This is a genomic window from Marinobacter maritimus, assembly GCF_007671675.1.
Taxonomy (GTDB): domain Bacteria; phylum Pseudomonadota; class Gammaproteobacteria; order Pseudomonadales; family Oleiphilaceae; genus Marinobacter; species Marinobacter maritimus.
Map to the genome: position 1 here is coordinate 491,998 of NZ_VCGW01000001.1, position 19,621 is coordinate 511,618.

Sequence of the window (19,621 nt, forward strand, 5' to 3'; positions counted from 1 at the left end):
CCTGACCCCTGGAGAGCTTTGATGTATCCCGAACTCGGACAGCTTGCACTGATACTTGCGCTGTTGCTGGCAGTGCTTCTTTCGGTTGTACCCCTGGTTGGTTCACTCACCGGTCGGGACAATCTTCAGGCGTTTGCGAGGCCTCTGACCACGGGCATGTTTGTTTTTGTCGGGCTGGCGTTTGCGGTGCTGACTCACGCTTTTTTAACAGACGATTTTTCCGTCGCTTACGTAGCGAACAACAGTAATAGCATGTTGCCCTGGTACTACAAGTTCAGCGCTGTGTGGGGTGGCCATGAGGGCTCACTTCTGCTCTGGATACTTATGCTCACCGGGTGGACGATGGCCGTTGCCATTTTCAGCCGCCGTTTGCCCGCGGTGATGATTTCTCAGGTGTTATCAGTGCTCGGCATGGTCAGCGTCGGTTTCATGCTTTTTATCGTTGTTACGTCGAACCCTTTCGACCGTTTACTGCCCAATGTGCCGGCTGATGGCGCTGACCTGAACCCGCTTCTGCAGGACTTCGGGCTGATTGTTCATCCGCCTATGCTTTACATGGGCTACGTTGGTTTCGCGGTGGCCTTTGCGTTTGCCATTGCGGCATTGATTAACGGCCGTCTGGACGCCGCCTGGGCCAGATGGTCAAGGCCCTGGACCACCGTTGCCTGGTCATTTCTGTCTGTAGGTATTGCTCTTGGAAGCTGGTGGGCTTACTACGAGCTTGGCTGGGGCGGCTGGTGGTTTTGGGATCCCGTAGAGAACGCCTCCCTGTTGCCCTGGTTGTCCGGTACGGCCCTGATGCACTCACTGGCAGTGACGGAAAAACGCGGTGTCTTTAAAAGCTGGACGGTACTGCTGGCGATCGTCACCTTTGCGCTGAGTCTTCTGGGCACCTTCCTGGTTCGTTCGGGCGTACTCACCTCGGTTCATGCCTTTGCATCCGATCCCGAGCGCGGTACTTTCCTTCTGATTTTGCTGGCGATCACTGTTCTGGCAAGCCTTGTGCTTTATGCATTCAGGGCGCCGGTGGTTCATGTGCGGTCCCGCTATGGCTCCCTGTCACGGGAAATATTCCTGCTACTGAACAACGTGCTGCTGGTATCCGCGACGCTGTTGGTAGCGGTAGGCACCCTGTACCCGTTGGTTCTTGATTTCTTTGATCTTGGCAAGATTTCAATTGGCGAGCCGTTCTTCAATCTCACTTTCAGTCCACTTGCGGTGGCGACCGGCCTTCTGCTTGGCGTCGGCACCTTTTCCCGCTGGAAGAAAACAGATGGTGGCTGGCTTGCGCGCAAGCTTTTGTGGCCGTTGGCGGTCAGCATGCTGCTCAGCACAGCGATTATGGTTGGTTACGGCGGCTTCACGCCCTGGGCCTTCCTTGGCGTATTTACAGCCGTTTGGGTAACCTCTGCCACCTTCTGGGATCTGTGGGACAAATCTTCTTCGAAAAAGGGGAGAATTCACGGACTCCAGCGTCAGTCTCGCAGCTACTACGGGATGGTGCTTGGGCACCTTGGCCTTGCGATCACCATGGCAGGCGCAACCGTTGTGTCGAACTACGGCATCGAGCGAGATGTGCGCATGGTGCCTGGCGATGTTGCCGAGGTTGGTGACTATCAGTTCCTTTTCGTGGACATCGGTGAACGGCGCGGCCAGAACTTTACAGCCCAATACGGCACGTTTGAGGTCATGCTCGACGGTAAAAAGGTTGCCGAACTGCACCCGGAGAAGCGCCAGTATGCTGTTGGCATGAGCGTTATGACTGAAGCGGATATTGATGCCGGTCTGTTCCGGGATATCTTTGTTGCAGTGGGTGAGCGTATTTCGGATAACGCCTGGGCCATTCGGCTTCAATACAAGCCGCTGATCCGCTGGTTGTGGCTGGGGGCATTGTTTATGGCTGCCGGTGGATTCCTGGCTGTGTCGGACCGCCGGTACCGGATTCGCGAGCGGGCCACTGAGCGCGCAACCGCGTCTCAGCCGGCGCAGAAAGATGATCAAGGCACGGCCGGAGCGGTCTCATGAAGCGTCTTTTACTGTTCCTGCCTCTGTTGGTGGCAGTCGTAGTGGGTGTGGTTCTGTTTGCCGGTATTGGCAAAGATCCGACCAAGCTGGACTCGGCGCTGATTGGAAAGCAGATTCCGGCCTTCAGCCTGAAAGACCTGAAACAACCGGAAACCACGCTCGATGAGGGTCTGTTTCAGGGTGAGATTACTCTACTGAACGTCTGGGGCACCTGGTGCCCTGCTTGCCGCGACGAGCATGACGACCTCATGAAGGTTGCCCGGGAAAAGAAGGTTGCGATTATCGGGCTGAACTACAAGGACAACCGTGACGATGCTTTGGTCTGGCTGGACAGGCTGGGAGACCCCTACCGCACGGTTATCTATGATCCCAAAGGCACGTTGGGGTTTGATCTGGGTGTGTATGGCGCACCGGAAACCTTTGTTATTGATGCCTCCGGTGTTGTGCGGTACCGCCATGTGGGTGTGGTCAACGATCAGGTATGGGAACAGATTCTGTTGCCGGTGATTAACGAAGCGCGGGAGAACGGCTGATGCTCCGCATGGTGTGTTTCCTTTTGGCGATTACGGCATCCGGTTATTCCGTTGCGGATGTTTCTGCCGTTTATGGTTTTGAAAGCCGTGGTGAAGAGCAGCGTTATCAGAACCTGATTGCTGAGCTGCGTTGCCCCAAATGCCAGAACCAGAATATTGCGGATTCAAACTCGCCCATTTCCAAAGATATGAGAAACGTTGTTTACCAGATGATGCTGGATGGTGCCAGCAACGAGGAAATAGTCGAATCTCTGGTGAGCCGCTTTGGTGAGTTCGTCAAGTACAAGCCAGATCTGGACAGCCGTACGTTCGTGCTCTGGGCAACTCCCGCGATTGCGGTTCTGGTCGGTCTTCTTGTGGTCGCCGGGGTCGTCGTTCGCTCCCGGAGAGCTGGTACGGCAGCGCCGGCACTGAGCAGCGAGGAGCAAGCCCGGATTGATAAAATGCTCGCGGAACGGAATGAGGGCGGCAGCGCCTGACCTCGCAGAGCAATATGCACCGTTTTATTCATTTTTGAACCTGTGACGATATCTTCATGACCGAAACTTTCTGGATTGCCGCAACGGTACTGATCATTCTTGCGCTGGCATTTGTACTCTACCCAGTGTTGTTCAACCGTCGGGACGCCCGACAGCAGATGGACCTCAGAAACCAGAACCTGATGGCCTATCGTGGCCGCATGGCCGAACTGGAAAGAGAGCACGAGGCGGGCATTCTTGATGACGGCAACTACCGGCAAATCCGGGAAGAACTCGCAGGTGCCATGCTGGACGATGTTCCGGAGAACGAGGTTGTCGTCAAAACAGTGCCGGGTCGCAAGGCCGCTATGGCGGTTGCTCTGGTTTCGATATTGCTGATTCCCGCGGCCACGGTTCTGCTCTACGAAGAGTGGGGCGCGATGGACAGCGTTGAAGCGTTCGTTGCCATGCAGGAGCTCGGTAGCTCGGACGATGCACGAGCAGCTCAAATGAATGAACTTGCGCTGCAACTTCGGACGCGGCTTGAAGCCAGCCCTGACAACCCGGACGGCTGGGCGATGCTGGGCCAGACCTATATGCGCCTCGAGAGTTACGAAGACGCCGCCTGGGCATTCCGGCAACTGGCTGACAGCGTCAGTTCTGATGATGGGTCCAAGGCTGTAGCCTTGGGTCTGGCGGCTCAGGCGCAGTTTTTCCGCAGCCAGGGCGCCATGACCGAAGCGGTAACGTCTGCAATTGAGGAAGCAAGGGCACTGAACCCGGATGAGGTTAACTCGCTTGGCTTGTTGGGCATCCACTCATTCAGTCAGGGCAACTACCGTAAGGCGATTAATTACTGGGAGCGCATCCAGGCCGTCGCGCCGGAGCACCCGCAATTGGCTTCGATTCAGGGCGGCATAAAAGAGGCGTATACGCGCCTTGGTGAACAGCCGCCAGCCGAACAACCCGCATTCCCGGCTCCCGATGACAGCATGGCCCAGGAAGGCGCTGGCGTTACTGTTCGGGTGACGCTGGATGAGGCATTTCAGAAAGATATTCCTGACGATACAACGCTGTTCCTTTTTGCCCGCGCTGCCAATACTCAGGACGGCCCGCCCTTAGCCGTTGTCAGATTGACCGCTGGCGCATTGCCCGTTGAGATCCGCCTGGACGACCGTCATGCGATGGCGCCACAATCGGTTATATCTGGCGCAAATGAAGTGGTTGTGACCGCTCGTCTGACCCGATCAGGCAACATCAACGCTCAGGCAGGTGATTGGCAGGGCAGCACCGACGCTCCTGTTGCAGTTTCCGAGGTTCCGGGTTCGCCGGTCGCGTTGGTTATTGATCAACAGCTGATTAACTGAGCCGGTGAATACCGGCTCGAAGAGTTGCTCGGTAGTCTTGAGTTGCCGCCAGACCTGCCCTTACACGGAAAGGTTGCTGGGATAGAGTGGCGGCAAGCCAGCTTCTGAAGACGGAGCGCCCTTGGTCTTCCTGGCTTTTTTGAGCGCGTCTGCCAGAGCGCTGCCGTCCCACTTGTTGCTTCTTTCGCCATCCGAATAATCCCGGCTGAAAAGGTGTGCCTGTAATTGCTGGAGCTCCTGCTCCAGATCTGATGCCGGTAGCACGCTGAAAATATCCTTTACAGAGTGGAAACTGTGGCCAGGCCAGCGTAAATTCGCCCAGCTCACAAATAGCCCGGGTGTTGAGGTACTGCCTTCCTTCGCGGCGTCAAGCAGCTGCTCAAATAACGCTCTCTCCTTTCTGGCGCCTTCGAAGTCAGTATTGGAGAGTGTCCGAGATGTGATTCTGCGAGTACGCCACCAGGCCAACATGGTCAGAACCCATATCCCTGCCAGCGCTACGCTTACCCATTGCCAAAAGCTCCCGCCGTCGGTCGCAGCCCCCTTGTTGGAAGCGCTCTGTTCGCTATCGGTTTCTGCCGCTGCGCTCCGGGTATCTGTGGCGGTTGGAGAGGGTATGGTTGCGCCATTTGCAGAGGTTACATTCAGCGTTTGTGCGGGGATCACAGCGACCTTTTCGCTGTCGGATTGCGTGTCCCACCAGGGAATGCGAATAGCCGGGAGCACGAGCTTCCCGGCCTCAACAGGCACCAGTGCCCGGGTTTGTGTAAGCGTTGATGTAATGCCGTCTGGGCCGGTGCTGGTGTTCCGTTGCGGTTCTTCCGGGTAACTGCGGAGCCCACCTGGCACAGAGTCTGGTAGAGGTGGCAGGGCCTCTGAAGGCAACCCGGTTGCCTGCAGGCTGAGTGTGCGTGCGAGGTTGTCACCGGTCTTGAGGTTCAGTGTCGGAGGCATGCCAGCTTCTGCCAAGGTAAGGTTGGTGGCCGGGAGCCAGGTTGAGCCGCTGAATTCTTGTGGAACCCCTTTCACTGGCACCTCGAACAGTGCAGCACTGTCCCTCAGGAACCTGAGCGAACCATCGGCATCTCTGGCCTGGCCTTCGAAACGAATGGCAGGCAGGTTAAGTGACCCTGGCTTTTGTGGGAACAGCGCATAGCGTCGCTCTACCACCCGGTAGCGCACGCCATCGCGGTCTCGGGAAAATTCACGCTGTTTTCCGAGGGTTTCGATAATTGCGTTGGGGTGCTGCGGGTCGGATAGCTCGCCACGGATAAGATTGCCCCGGAAAAACAACCTCACGGTCAGTATCAGCTGCTCCTGAACATAGACCTCTGCCTTGTCTGCGGACAGTTCAATGAAGCTGTCCCGGCTGGTGTCTGCCTGGTCCGGAGGATTGCCGTCAACCACCTCAATAGTTACCGGTTTGGACACGGAATCCTTGAAGGTAAGGGCGGGGATGGTGATCTCTCCGGTGGACGTAGGCGCAAGTTGATATGTCCAGGTTATCTCTCCCACCATGTCGCCGTTTACGGTGCGAATGCTGTACTGCTGATTGCGAGCCAGTATTTCAAACTCCGGAGTCACCTTTTCAATATCCGGCGAGGGCAGGCTCGAGATATCGAAATCGAAAAGATTGCTCAGGTTGATATCAATCTTTGTGCTGCCTTTAACGGTGAGCGTCAGGACTTCGCCTTCATACAGTCGGGTTCGGTCCGCTTCAGCAGTGAGCTCGCCGGCATGAGCAGGCAGCCAGATCGCCATCAGGATTGCAGAAACAACCAGCCAGGTTGTCGGAATAATCAACCGTTTTACCATGGTGTATCGCCCTTATCGGATGGTGTCTGGCGCTCCTGATACTGCTGCAGGAATTTTCTCTGCAAAAGCCCGCCGGGGTTATCAGGCACCCGACGCAACGCCTGCTCCTGGCTCTGGCTAAGCGGCGTTTCGGAAACCGGTGCAGGCGCCTGAACGTCTTCAGCGCCGGGCTCTGCCTGCGCGGCCTGGTCACTTGCACCGTTGTTTTCAGAGTTGGTTTGAGAGTTATTCTGAGAGGTGTCTTCGGACTGTTCTTCGCCAGGCGCCTCTTGTTTGCCACTCTGCCCCTGTTCTTCAGGGCTGCTCTGCGACGGCTCCGACTCAGCGTCGGAACTCTGGGAGCTGTTGGAATCCTGGTTCTCACTGGAGGAGTCGGAAGGGCTTTCCTGCTGGTTGCTCTCACCGGATGAATCCGAGGCATCCTGATCGCTGTTGCCCTGATCCTTATCGGAGTTATCTTGCTGCTGTTTGAGCAGGTCTTCCACCAGCTGCCGGTTTACTCGGGCATCTTCCATATCCGGGTTGCGCTCCAGCGCGCTGTCGTAGGCTTCAATAGCCTCTTCCAGCTTGCCGGCCCGGGCCAGAGCGTTGCCGCGATTGAAATCAGCGAGAACCGTGTCTGCCCCTTCGAAGACCTTTGCGGCTTCATCATAGCGCTCGGCACGATACAGTGCCGACCCCTGCCATTCCGGTGATTCCAGTATCGTTGCTGCCGCGCCGGGATCTTCATGTATCAGCTCTGCTGCTCTTTGATCTTCCCGTTGCCAGAGGCCGCCCCAGTCCATGGCCGCAGCGGGCTGCGGTATCACGGGCATCAGAATCAAAGCCATCGCGGTGAAGGCGCCTCGGCGCCAGCCCAGTAACATCAACGGCAGGGCGAGCCACAACAACCAATAGCCGTCGTCTTTCCAGCGGTCGATAGTGAGCCCGGTGTTTGTGTCCTGCCACTCGTCTGATTCTTCAGGGCTGAGGTTCAGGGCCGCTATGTCGCTGTCGTCCAGCGTCAGTTCATGGCTTGTGCCGCCGTTATTACGGGCAAGCTCCGCGAGTATGTCCGGGTCGGTACGTGTTATGACAATGTTACCGTTGTCGCGGATAAAGCCGCGCCGTGCAAGAGGGATAGGCCCGCCGTCCCGGGTGCCAGCCGCCAAGGTACTCAGAGTGAACTCGGTGTCGGCGAGTTCGTCGCTGATGTGTGTCAAATAGCGCTCGGATACGCCATCGGTAATCAACAGAATACGGCCTTGGCCCGGAGCGCCCTGCTGCAGAAGATCCTGAGCCCTTGAAACGGCCAGGTCGGCACGATTGCCCTGAACCGGCATGATGATCGGGTCGAGTACGTTCAGCATACCCGTTAACGTGTTGCTGTCGTCTGTCAGGGGGGTCACCACATGGGCGTCTCCTGAATACACCACCAGCGCTGTCAGACTGCCCTCACGAACAGCCAGAATATCGCGGATCTTGCGTTTTGCACGGGTCAGGCGGTCGGGCTCCAGATCCGTTGCCAGCATGGACAAGGACAGGTCGAGTACGATCACCAGGCTATCCCCCGGTTTTTTCAGTGGCGTGGGCGCCTCACGCCAAGCGGGTCCCGCCAGAGCGATAGCCAGGATGACAACAGCACTGATTGCGGGCACAAGTCTGGATCCGCGTTTTTCGGAAGCGCGGCCGTATCGCCGGATCACCGGGGACAAAAATTGCTCAGGGATCAGGCCGGACCACCCGCTATCTCCTGAACCCTTTCCTTTCAATGCCAGGTAAAGCACGGGTACAACCAGCAACAGCAGAAGCCAGAGCGGGCGCAGGAAGTGGAAATCAGCCATGGTTTACGCCCCCGTCGGTGCTCGATCGAGCCAGGGTCAGCTTGCCTGCACTACGTCGGAACAGAAAAAGACCTAACCAAAACGCCACCGCCAAGCCGGCTGGCCAGAAAAACAGGTCGGTGACCGGGCGGTAGAATTTACCATCCAGCTCAATGGGTTCAAGCTGATTGATGGTTTCGTAGATCAGCTCCAACTCCGGCAGGCTGCGGGCACGAAAATATTCTCCACCGGTTTGTTGGGCCATTCGGATCAGCAGGTTCTCGTCCAGATCTCTGGAAGGGTTTACCCGGCGTGAGCCGAGCAAACCTCTCTGGATCATGGACTCGGCGCCAATACCGATGGTGTAGAGGCGAATGCCGGCAGCGGCTGCTATCTCTGTGGCTTTGTCGGGCGTAATTTCGCCGGCGGTATTGGCGCCATCGGTAAGCAATACCGCAACCCTCTGCTGTTGCGGCCGGTCCCTCAAACGCTTGGTAGCCAGGCCAACGGCATCACCAATGGCAGTTGCGCGCCCGGCCATACCAATACCCGATTCCTGCAAAAGCGTTTCAAGGGTAGCAAGATCAAACGTCAGGGGTGCCTGAACGTATGGCTCTGTGCCGAACAGTATCAAACCAAGCCTGTCGCCCCCGCGGCGCGCAATAAAGTCATTCAGTACTCTTTTGACAGCCTGCAGGCGGTTGATGCTGCGGCCCTGGACGACCATGTCTTGTTCTTCCATGCTCGGCGATATGTCCACAACGAGCATGAGATCGCGCCCGGTGACGGGCATCTGAACTTGCTCACCTATATGTTGAGGGCGCGCCAGTGCCAGCACCAGAAGCGCCCAGGCCAGCAATAGAATCAGGGTTTGCCAGCGCGGCCTGGCATTGCCCTGGCGGGTAACGCCAGGCAGGTCCGAGAGCCAGTGACCAACCGGAAATACCGGAGCATCTACGGTTTGCGCAGCCGGCTTTTTCCATTGCAACAGCACGGGCGCCAGAATCAGCAGGAGTGCCCAAGGGTAAGCCAGGCTCAGCATTTCTGAGCCTCCAGCCAGGTTCGGGCGAACTCCAGGGCCTGGGTGGGCTCGGCCGTTGGCTGCGGCTGCCAGGCGCTGTTGACCAGCGCCTCGACAACCGGACGCTGTGCGATCTTGCCATCGGGTAGGTGGCTTAACAGGCAGGCAGTCCATTGGTCTCCGGACTGTGCTTCGGGTTGTTCATCCGGATAGCGTTCCCGCGCCACTCGCTTTAGCAGCGTATTCAGTTGCGCAAACCATTGTGGTTCTCTCGACGCAGTATGTTCGAGGATGACCAGCTCTGCTCGCGCCAGTCTCAACCAGCGGTTTCGGCGGTGATGACGACGGACCAGCCATGCCAGAGCAGCGATTGCCATCAGGAGTGCAAAAGCCAGAACCCACCAGCCCGGTGCGGGCGGCCAGAAGCCTCCGGTTTGTGGCAGGTGAATATCCCGAAGCTGGCTCAGGGGATCGTCTGGTATCATCCGATTCGTCCTCCTGGTCCAAGTATGGATTTAAGGCTTACAGCAGGCGCCTCTCGGGTAGAAACGTCTGTTGCCTGGATGCCAGACAAACGGAAGCACTCTTCAAGGGCGGTTTCATGACGGTTGGTTTTTTCACGCCAGGCCTGCTGAAAACTTCTGTTGGACGCATCAAACCACACCGGGCCTTCTGCTCCGGCAACGGCAAAGCGCCCACTTTGCGGCAGTTCCTGCTCCAGTGGGTCGACAACCCGCAGTGCGCTGACACTGTTATGACGAGCCAGCGCCCCCAGTAAAGAAGTGGTGCTCCTGGAGATGCCGAGAAAATCGCTTATGACAAAGATCCTGCTGCCGGTATGCGCGACCCGCCGTGCTTCTGCAAGGGCTGTATCAAGGGTGGTTTCGGATGCAGAGCCATCCAGGGATGTATGCTGTTGGCTGGCAAGCGTGTCCAGCAGTCGCAGCACGGACTTCTTGCGGCGTGCCGGGCGTTGGACGGTCAAGGTCTTGCCGTTAAAAACAATGCCGCCTACCTGATCCCCGGCCGACAGTGCGAGCCAGGCCAGAACGGCAGCAAGCTGAGCACAGCGTACCTGCTTGAAAGCACCGGTGCTGGCAAAGAACAGGGTTGGGCCGAGGTCGCAAATCAAAAGTACAGGGCGCTCCCGTTCCTCTTCATAAAGCTTGGTGTGGGGAGCCTGGCGCCTGGCCGTTACGCGCCAGTCAATACTGCGTATGTCGTCTCCCGGCTGGTAAAGCCGCACCTCGGCAAACGCCATTCCTCTTCCGCGCTGCGAGGAGTGCTGTAGTCCGGCTTGTCGCGCTCGTGCCGGGCGTGCCGAAGGCAGCTTAAGCGCCTTGGCATCAGCCTGCAGGCGAATGAGTGCCTGCAGGCTGATGCGGGTAGTGGAAACATCCATGGCCAGCCTCAGGCGCTCACTGGCAAACGTTCAATCAGGCGTTGTATGACTGTATCGGCTGTTACGCCTTCCGCCTCCGCTTCAAACGTCAGCAGAATCCGGTGCCGGAGTACATCGAAGGCTACCGCGCGAACATCGTCTGGCGTTACATAGTCTCTGCCGTCCAGCCACGCAATGGCGCGGGCGCAGCGGTCGAGGGCGATGGTGCCTCGAGGGCTGGCGCCAAAAGCTGTCCAGCGTGCCAGCTCCGGGTCCAGAGTGCCCGGGTCTCTTGTTGCCAGTACCAGAGCCAACAGATACTGCTCAACTGGCTCGGCCATGAAAATATCCGCAACTTCTGCCCGGGCTTTAAACACCTGGTCGGCGGTCAGGCGAACATCAGTGGCAGGCTGGCCCTGGCGGTAATCACTTCTGGCCAGGTGGAGGATGGCCTGCTCGGCCTGTGCAGAGGGGTAGCCAATCACCACATGCATCAGGAATCGATCAAGCTGTGCCTCGGGAAGTGGATATGTGCCTTCTTGCTCAATAGGGTTCTGGGTTGCCATCACCATGAACAGACGATCAAGCGGGAATGTGCGCATGCCCACACTGACCTGGCGCTCGCCCATGGCTTCAAGCAGAGCAGACTGTACTTTGGCCGGTGCCCTGTTGATTTCATCCGCCAACACCAGATTGTGAAAAATCGGCCCGCGCTGAAACTCGAACAGCCCGGTTTCGGCACGGTAGATCTCGCTGCCGGTGACGTCTGATGGCAAAAGGTCCGGGGTGAACTGAATGCGGTGGAAATCACCGGTAAGATGATCGGCCAAGGCCTTTATGGCGGTGGTTTTAGCCAGCCCCGGAGCACCTTCAACCAGGAGGTGTCCATCGGCAAGCAATGCAATGAGAAGGCGATCAACCAGTTTTTCCTGCCCGATAATCCTTTTGGCTAACTGTGTCCTTAGTTCCCCGAACGTATGCTGTAGCGACATTGGAAGTGATTGCTCTCGTGCGTAAGTAGTTGCCGCAGTTTTGGTGTCTGGCCGGCAAAAATCAAGGGTTTGACTATGCTTATCCCACAATATCCCGATTACGTTTACTTCACATTATTTGAGGTCGCCCATGAATGCGCTGACAGTGGCCAGCAAAGATCAGTTTTTTGAACTTTTGGCTGAAGAGTTTTCCAGAAAAATTGCCAAAGCCGAAGCCAAGAAAATCAGCGAATTTGTAAAGCAGCATTATGCCCATATCCCTCTGGATGAGCTGGTCAGGCGACGCCTCTCTGATACCTACGGTGCGGCTCTGGCCGCCTGGCAGTTTCTGCAGAAACGCAGTGCCGAGGAAACACCTGTCGCGGTGTTCAATCCGGATCTCGAGAGCGACGGCTGGCAATCCACACACACTGTGGTGTTTATTCTGCACCCTAATATTCCATTTCTGATTGATTCTCTGCGCATAGCGGTTAACCAACGGGAAATCGGAACGCACTCGATCCAGCATTCCATTCTCCAGGTAGAGCGCGACAACGCTGGCAAGCTCAAGAAGCTGATGGCTACCAAGAAAAGCGACTCTGCATCTGCCTATGAAGCTTTTATCGTTCTGGAAATCGACAGGCACAGCAATCCAGAGGATCTGAAAGATCTGGAGCAGACGCTGCAAACGGTATTGCACGAGGTGCGTATTGCGGTCGCGGACTTCCCGGTGGTCACGGACAAGGTCAGTCAGATCATTAAAGAACTTGATGATACTGCCGGTATCAGCAGCGAGCAAAAGGAGGAGGCTCGTGAGTTTCTGGAATGGCTGGCGCGCGATCACTTTACCTTCCTGGGCTACGATGAGTACGACTTTGCCACTGACAAGTCGGGCATGGTGGTGCGACGCGTGGAAAATTCCGAGCTGGGGATACTCCGAGTAAATAACGAGCGGCCAGACCGGGTTCGTCTCAACGAGTTGCCCCAACGCACACGTCATGAGATGACGCGAGCCGACAATATTTTCATTTTCGCCAAGTCTGCCCAGCGCTCGCGGGTTCACCGCCCCGCGTACCCGGATTATATTGCCGTTAAAAAGTTCAACAAAAAGGGCGAAGTGGTTGGTGAGCGCCGTTTCCTCGGGCTGTATACGGCCCGCGCCTACAATGAGCGGCCAGATGAGATCCCGTTGCTCAAGCGTAAGTTCCAGAATGTTATGAAGCGCTCAGGCTTCCTGCGCGCGGATTACGCGGGTAAAGAGCTGGAGCAGATTCTTACCCTCTATCCACGTGACGAGCTATTCCAGATCGCCGAGGATGAACTGTTGGATGTCGCCAAAAACATTCTGTACATACAGGAACGGCGCCGCATTGAGTTGTTCATGCGCGAAGACGTCTACGGTCAGTTTGTAACCTGCCTCGCGTTTTTCCCGAGGGACATCTACAACACCGAGCTTCGCCTGAAGGTAGAACAGGTGCTTCTGGACCGACTGGAAGCGCAAGATATCGAGTTTGTTACGCATTTCTCGGAGTCGGTGCTGGCTCGGGTACAGTTCACCATTCGTGTGCCCCAGGTTGAAAACCGAAAGCTGCCAATTGCTGAAATACGGGAAAAAGTCATTGAGATGGCTCAGTCGTGGCGCGATGGTCTTTCGGGTGCCCTGAGCGAGACATACGGCGAAGAGCAAGGTAATGAGCTTTATCGGCTCTGGGCCTCAGGCTTCCCCGCGAGCTACACCGAGATGTTCTCAGCGCGCCGGGCAGCTATTGATCTTGAGCATATTTCGGCGGCTTCCACTCGTCAGGATCTGACGATGAGCTTCTATCGGGCGTTGGAAGAAGACGAAAGCACTTTGCATTTCAAGCTGTTTTATCCCGATGGGCAGCTGCCGCTGTCGGACGTGATGCCGATTTTCGATAATCTGGGCTTCCGTGTTCTGGGTGAGCATCCGTTTGAAGTGACTGATCGCAACAACAAGACCGTGTGGATACACGACTTCACCCTTTACGCTCACAGCGGCAAAGTAGTGGATATCCATCAGGTACGGCCCATTTTTGAAGAACTGTTTCACCGTGTGTGGTACGGCGAAGCAGAAAATGACGCCTTCAACCGCATGCTGGTTACGTCCTACATGAGCTGGCGGGAAATTGCGTTGTTACGCACTTATGCCCGCTACATGCGCCAGATTCGCTTTTCCAACAGTCAGACTTTCATCTCCAACACGCTGGTGAACCATGTTGAGCTCACCCGGATTTTGCTGGAGTATTTTGAGGTGCGTTTCAACCCGGATCGTTATCAGAGCAAGGGTAAAAGCCAGGCGGCCCAGCAGAAACTGGAAATCGAATTCAATGCGGGGTTGGATGAGGTGGAAAACCTCAGCGAAGACCGCGTGCTTCGTCTGTACCTGGAATTGATACAGGCTACTCTGCGCACCAACTATTATCAGCATGACGAAGCGGGTGGCCCCAAATCCTACATCAGCGTGAAGTTTGACCCTTCCGGAATTCCGGATATGCCGCTGCCGCTGCCTGTGTACGAGATATTCGTATACTCGCCTCGCGTTGAGGGTGTTCACTTGCGTGGTGGCAAGGTCGCTCGGGGCGGCTTACGTTGGTCAGATCGCTTTGAGGACTATCGCACCGAGGTTCTGGGTCTGGTGAAGGCCCAGCAGGTGAAGAACGCGGTGATCGTTCCAGTGGGTGCCAAGGGTGGCTTTGTTGCCAAACGTCTGCCGGATTCCTCCGACCGCGAAGCGTTCCAGGCCGAAGGTATTTCTGCGTACAAGACGTTTATCCGGGGCCTGCTCGATATTACCGACAATCTGGTAGACGCGGGCATCCAGCCGCCTGATCGCGTGGTTCGTCATGATTCGGACGACCACTATCTGGTTGTTGCTGCCGACAAAGGTACCGCCACATTCTCTGATATTGCGAACAGCCTGGCAGCGGAATACAACTTCTGGATGGGCGACGCATTTGCCTCTGGCGGCAGCAATGGCTACGACCACAAGAAAATGGCCATTACGGCCCGGGGCGCCTGGGTTTCTGTTGAACGTCACTTCCGCGAACTGGGTGTTAACCCGGCGGAGGACGAGTTTACCGCTATTGGCATTGGCGATATGGCGGGGGACGTTTTCGGGAACGGCCTGCTGAGTTCCGAGAAAACCCGTCTGGTGGCTGCGTTCAACCATGTCCATATTTTTGTTGATCCGTCACCGGATGCGGCCAAGAGCTACAAGGAGCGCAAGCGGCTGTTCGAGAAGCCCCGTTCGGCCTGGACCGATTACGACACCAAGCTGATATCCAAAGGCGGAGGTGTGTTTAATCGCAACACGAAATCCATACCGCTGAGCCCGGAGATCAAGAAGTTGTTGGGTATCAATTCTGACCGGGTACCTCCAAACATGTTGATCTCGCACATCCTGAAAGCCCAGGTTGATCTGCTCTGGATTGGCGGTATTGGCACATACGTCAAGGGCAGCAGCGAATCCCACAGTGATGTCGGCGACAAGGCAAACGACAGCCTGCGAATTAACGGTGCAGAGCTACGCTGCAAGATTGTAGGTGAGGGTGGCAATCTGGGTATGACCCAGTTAGGGCGCATTGACTACGCCTTGAGGGGCGGGCGGTTGAATACCGACTTTATCGATAATTCCGGTGGTGTCGATTGCTCGGACCATGAAGTCAATATGAAGATCCTGCTGAATCGTGCTGTTGCCATGGGAGATCTGACTTCCAAACAGCGCAACGTCATGCTGGAAGAAATGACGGATGATGTGGCCGCTCTGGTTCTCAAGAACAACTATCGGCAGACGCAGGCGATCAGTATTGCCAACGAAGACGCAGCAACGCGTCTTGAAGAATACCGCAGGCTGATGAATACCTTTGAAAGCGAAGGCAAGCTCAACCGGTCTCTGGAGTTTCTTCCGGATGATGAAACCCTTTCGGAGCGCAAACTGAACAAGAAGGGGCTGACCAGGCCTGAGCTGTCGGTCCTGATTTCCTATGTCAAAGGCGACTTGAAACAGACTCTGATCGACAGCAGCCTGCCGGACGATCCAATGCTTGCCCGTGAAATGTATAAGGTGTTCCCCCGGGACCTGACTCAGAAATTCTCAAAGGAGCTCGGTGAGCACCAGCTGCGAAGGGAAATTATTGCCACACAGGTTGCCAACGATATGGTTAACCACATGGGCATTACTTTTGTTGAGCGATTGAACCAGTCCACTGGTGCAGATGCCGCATCGATTGCGCTGGCGTGGCTGATTACCCGGGACGTCTTCCGGATTGATAACTGGTGGGACAAGATCGAAGATCTCGATTTTCACATACCGGCAAAGCTGCAGATGGAGCTTATGCAGGATCTTATGCGTCTGATGCGCCGGTCTGTGCGCTGGTTGTTACGTAACCGCCGGGCAGAACTCAGCATCCAGAACCACATGGAGCGTTTTGCTGACAGTGTTTGGGCGATCACCTCAGGCCTGCCGGATTATCTGGGAGATCAGGCCCGGACCGGTTGGGAAAAGCGCAATGAACAACTGGTTGGTGCAGGACTGCCGGCTGAGCTGGCTTCTGTGGTGTCCGGAACCGGCTACCTGTATTCGTCGCTTGGTATCATAGAGGCTCAGAAAGTCACCGATATGCCCCTTAAAACGGTTGCGAACCTCTATTATGAACTGGGAGAGCGGCTGGATCTGAACTGGTTTGCCAGCGCAATTGCCAAGCTTACGCCTGCCTCGCACTGGCAGGCGCTGGCACGTGAGAGCTTCCGCGAAGATCTGGACTGGCAGCAGCGCGCACTGACGACCGGCGTGCTGAACCTGGCTGAGAAGCCGGAAGACGTGCCTGCTTGCGTGGACGGCTGGCTGCTGCGGCATGAGCACATGATCGGCCGTTGGAAATCGATGCTGCTGGAACTCAAGGGCGTGCGTGAACCTGAGTACGCCATGTTCTCGGTTGCCCTGCGCGAACTGCTGGATCTTGCGCAAAGTACGCTGCATCAGCCCCACAGTGACAGCCAGCCTGAACTGGTGTCATAGCATGATTCAGACAAACTGAGTATTGCGTTGAAGCCGGGATTCCCGTTCAATCGTGAGCGGGAACCACGAAATGGAGACTGTTAATGGGTCAACTAGACCATCTTCTTGAAAAAAACCGGGCCTGGGCTGAGGGCATCAAAGCCGAAGATCCACAGTTCTTTCACCGTCTGTCGAATCAGCAGGCGCCGGAATATTTATGGATTGGCTGTGCCGATAGCCGAGTGCCGGCCAATCAGATAGTTGATATGCCTCCAGGCGAGCTTTTTGTGCACCGGAACGTCGCTAACGTCGTGGTTCACACAGATTTCAACTGCCTGTCCGTTTTGCAGTTCGCCGTAGAGGTGCTGAAGGTCAAGCATGTTCTTGTGGTTGGTCATTACGGCTGCGGTGGCATCCGGACTGCTCTGCGTAATGAGGGTTTTGGCCTCATCAGTAACTGGCTAAGGCATGTACAGGATGTGCGGGATCGCCACCAGTCCGTACTGAATGCCTGTAACAATGAGCTTGATCAGGCTGATCGGCTGTGTGAGCTGAATGTTATTGAGCAGGTAGGGCATGTGTGTCAGAACAGCATTGTTCAGGAGGCCTGGAAGCGCGGCCAGCGGCTGAATATTCACGGCTTCGTATACGATTTGGCAGATGGCATACTCCGGGATATGGGCTTGTCCGTTGCCGGGGCTGAAGACTGGGAGCAGATCAAGCAGACCAGTCTGGATGAGCTGGTATTGCGCCCTGTGCGTTCTGGTCGTCAGAAAAAAGTCTAGTCTTCACCGCAAAACGGCATCATCCAACCCATGCAGAGTATCACTGGCTCCGGCTTACCGAATTCCCATCAGGCGCTGCTTAAAAACCAGCACTTGTTATCCGGTCGGCTGGCCTTGTTAGGTGTCGCATCGGCACAGCTGCTGCCAGAACTCGCTCTTGGCGGCCTTGCCATGAGCGAACAGGCGGGTGTTTTCCGTGCGATCGAGCACCATGAAGGCTGGCAGGCCTGTTTTGGTTATGACGACACGACGTTGGCTGCTAACAGCTACGACAGCGTTGTAGTGTTTTTGCCCAAAGCGCGGGCAGAGCTTGAGATGCGCCTGGCTTTAGCGCGCTCTCTGGCAGTAGAAAATGCGCGATTGATACTGGTTGGTGAAAAAAAAGAAGGCATTGCTGGCGCCATCAAACAGCTGAAAGCGGTTGCGCCGCAGGCTTACAAGGTCGACAGTGCGCGCCACTGCCAGGTCTGGTGTGCAGACGCGTTTGAGTCGGCGCACGGGTTCCGGATTCAGGACTGGCTGGGCTGGGGCAGAATCGAATGTTCGGGAGTATCCATTGACGTTGCCGGCCTGCCGGGGATCTTCAGCCAGGATGGTCTGGATAATGGAACGCAAATGTTGCTGGAGACGCTAGCTGAAGAGCCGGTTCGTGCTGACCGGTTACTGGATTTTGCCTGTGGTGCGGGCGTTATCGGTGCCTGGATTCGAGTCCATCAACACGCCCAGGAAGCGCCCATCTCCAGCGTCGACGGTGTGGACGTCCAGTCCCAGGCGGTTATCTGTGCGAGGGAAACCTACCGGCGCAACAACGTAGCCGGCACGATTTTCGCGTCTGACGGCCTTGCAGTTATTGACGGCGTCTGGCCAGGAATTGTCACCAATCCCCCCTTCCATACCGGTGTAAAAACCGATACTTCCATGACCGAGCAGTTCCTTCGTGACGTGAGGAAACACCTGCAACCGGGCGGCGAGTTGCGTCTGGTGGCAAACAGTTTTCTGCCTTATCAAGCTCTGATCAAACGCCACATTGGGCGCGTCGAGCGCTTACGGGAAGACGGGCGTTTTACCGTTTACCGTGCTTTCCGGGGTCAATAACGAAAAAAGCCCCTGGGGTGAGGGGCAAAAGGTTCGCTTCCGGAAAAAACGGAGCTAACCGCGAAAGTGTGCAAGGACAGCCCCGCCAATCAGAACTTTCTTTAGCTGAACAAACTGAACAATAGGGTTATTTTCTAGAGTAATCAGCCTAAAATGGCATGTTTTACACGAATATCCTCTGGATGCCTGATATGACAACTGCTGTGCTGGACTCTAACGCTGGTAGCCTGATTCTGAGCCGCCCCGGCACTGACGATCCCAACCTGCGTGCCTGGAGCGCTGCTGACGAATTGCTCCTGCACGAAGCGTGGAGCCGTCTGGAGGCTGCACCTGGTTCCCGCGTACTGGTGGTGGATGACCAATACGGCGCGTTGACGCTGGGTTTGTCGCGGTTTGTCCCGGATGTTGTTGCCGACGGCGCTCAGCTCATCGATGCAATTACGCTGAATGCGAAGCAGAATCCGGGTAGCGCCGCACCGGAGCAGATACACAGTTGGCTGCAGCCTCCCGATAGCGCTTATGATCTGATCCTGCTGCGGATTCCTCGGGAAGCTGATTACCTGTCCTGGCTGTTACGCTGGGCCAATGGTGCGCTCAAGCCGGATGGGACCCTACTGGCCGCCGGGATGATAAAGCACTTGCCAGATCGCAGCGTCGACGTTTTTGCCGGAGCTGTGGAGGTTCGACACGTGAGTCGTGCGGTAAAAAAGGCTCGCATGATGACCTGTGGCCGCGGTGAGGCCACGCTGGACAGCTGGCCTGGTACCTGGAAGGGTTACGCGTTGGAGGGTGGGTTGGATAACAGAGACGTACGCGTCGATGCCATGCCCGCCGTATTTGCGCGGGAGAAACTGGATATTGGTACGCGGTTGATGCTGCCCCATCTCAAGTCCGCATTGAAACCTTGTGGCGCCGGTGCCCGTGTGCTGGATCTCGCCTGTGGTAACGGCGTCCTCGGTCTGAGCGCGTTGGCTATTCAGCCGGAAATAGAGATCACCTTCAGTGACGTATCCAGCCAGGCAATTCTGAGTGCCCGGCGGAACACTGAGGCGGCATTTTCCGACTCCAAGGCTTTATTTGCGCACGCGGATGGCCTTTCCGAAGACAAGGGCCCGTTTGAACTTATCCTGCTAAATCCACCCTTCCATGAAGGCGGTGTCGTGAGCGACCATATTGCCTTGAAGCTATTCGAGCAGGCGTCAAAGTGCCTGTCTGAAACCGGCCGCGTGATTATGGTGGGGAACCGGCACCTTGGCTACCATCGCAGCTTGCAGCGGTTCTTTACCCACGTCCGTCAGCTGGATGCCAGTCCCAGGTTTGTTGTCTTTGAAGCCTGGGGCTGAATAACGAG

At 56.3% G+C, this 19,621-nt stretch carries 14 protein-coding genes; 8 read left to right on the top strand and 6 right to left on the bottom strand.

Annotation, left to right across the window (positions count from 1 at the left end):
• Positions 1–21 precede the first annotated feature (21 nt).
• The 4 genes from FFI90_RS02260 to ccmI are packed head-to-tail and all read left to right on the top strand — an operon-like array spanning position 22 to position 4,383.
• Complete coding sequence (locus FFI90_RS02260; protein ID WP_144776125.1) at positions 22–2,025, top strand: heme lyase CcmF/NrfE family subunit; 2,004 nt, start codon at positions 22–24, stop codon at positions 2,023–2,025.
• Complete coding sequence (locus tag FFI90_RS02265) at positions 2,022–2,558, top strand: DsbE family thiol:disulfide interchange protein (protein WP_144776127.1); 537 nt, start codon at positions 2,022–2,024, stop codon at positions 2,556–2,558. The genes FFI90_RS02260 and FFI90_RS02265 overlap by 4 nt, the downstream gene beginning before the upstream one ends.
• Positions 2,558–3,037, top strand: coding sequence for a cytochrome c-type biogenesis protein (locus tag FFI90_RS02270; RefSeq protein WP_144776129.1), 480 nt, complete (start codon positions 2,558–2,560; stop codon positions 3,035–3,037). The genes FFI90_RS02265 and FFI90_RS02270 overlap by 1 nt, the downstream gene beginning before the upstream one ends.
• Positions 3,038–3,093: 56 nt before the next feature.
• The gene (gene ccmI, locus FFI90_RS02275; protein WP_144776131.1) at positions 3,094–4,383 is read left to right on the top strand and encodes a c-type cytochrome biogenesis protein CcmI; all 1,290 of its coding nucleotides are present in this window, start codon (positions 3,094–3,096) and stop codon (positions 4,381–4,383) included.
• A gap of 60 nt (positions 4,384–4,443) precedes the next feature.
• On the opposite strand, the gene FFI90_RS02280 is transcribed toward ccmI, so the two are convergent.
• The 6 genes from FFI90_RS02280 to FFI90_RS02305 are packed head-to-tail and all read right to left on the bottom strand — an operon-like array spanning position 4,444 to position 11,394.
• Positions 4,444–6,198, bottom strand: coding sequence for a BatD family protein (locus tag FFI90_RS02280; protein ID WP_144776133.1), 1,755 nt, complete (start codon positions 6,196–6,198; stop codon positions 4,444–4,446).
• Positions 6,192–8,021: a vWA domain-containing protein gene (locus FFI90_RS02285; RefSeq protein ID WP_144776135.1), complete on the bottom strand. Its 1,830-nt coding sequence runs from the start codon at positions 8,019–8,021 to the stop codon at positions 6,192–6,194. The genes FFI90_RS02280 and FFI90_RS02285 overlap by 7 nt, the downstream gene beginning before the upstream one ends.
• Entirely contained in the window at positions 8,014–9,042 is a 1,029-nt protein-coding gene (locus FFI90_RS02290; RefSeq protein WP_144776137.1) for a vWA domain-containing protein, read from the bottom strand. Before FFI90_RS02290 ends, FFI90_RS02285 begins: the two co-directional genes overlap by 8 nt.
• Entirely contained in the window at positions 9,036–9,506 is a 471-nt protein-coding gene (locus FFI90_RS02295) for a DUF4381 domain-containing protein (protein ID WP_144776138.1), read from the bottom strand. Before FFI90_RS02295 ends, FFI90_RS02290 begins: the two co-directional genes overlap by 7 nt.
• On the bottom strand, positions 9,503–10,423 hold the full coding sequence (locus tag FFI90_RS02300) for a DUF58 domain-containing protein (protein WP_144776140.1): 921 nt from the start codon (positions 10,421–10,423) through the stop codon (positions 9,503–9,505). Before FFI90_RS02300 ends, FFI90_RS02295 begins: the two co-directional genes overlap by 4 nt.
• 8 nt (positions 10,424–10,431) lie before the next feature.
• Positions 10,432–11,394: an AAA family ATPase gene (locus FFI90_RS02305; RefSeq protein ID WP_144776142.1), complete on the bottom strand. Its 963-nt coding sequence runs from the start codon at positions 11,392–11,394 to the stop codon at positions 10,432–10,434.
• A gap of 130 nt (positions 11,395–11,524) precedes the next feature.
• On the opposite strand from FFI90_RS02305, the gene FFI90_RS02310 reads away from it, so the two are divergent.
• The 4 genes from FFI90_RS02310 (at position 11,525) to FFI90_RS02325 (ending at position 19,613) form a co-directional block, all read left to right on the top strand.
• Complete coding sequence (locus FFI90_RS02310) at positions 11,525–16,411, top strand: NAD-glutamate dehydrogenase (RefSeq protein ID WP_144776144.1); 4,887 nt, start codon at positions 11,525–11,527, stop codon at positions 16,409–16,411.
• A gap of 83 nt (positions 16,412–16,494) precedes the next feature.
• Positions 16,495–17,175: a carbonate dehydratase gene (gene can / locus FFI90_RS02315; protein ID WP_144776146.1), complete on the top strand. Its 681-nt coding sequence runs from the start codon at positions 16,495–16,497 to the stop codon at positions 17,173–17,175.
• Positions 17,176–17,205: 30 nt separating this feature from the next.
• Entirely contained in the window at positions 17,206–18,270 is a 1,065-nt protein-coding gene (locus FFI90_RS02320) for a class I SAM-dependent methyltransferase (RefSeq protein WP_144776148.1), read from the top strand.
• 191 nt (positions 18,271–18,461) lie between these two features.
• Entirely contained in the window at positions 18,462–19,613 is a 1,152-nt protein-coding gene (locus FFI90_RS02325) for a class I SAM-dependent methyltransferase (RefSeq protein WP_144776150.1), read from the top strand.
• Positions 19,614–19,621 lie beyond the last annotated feature (8 nt).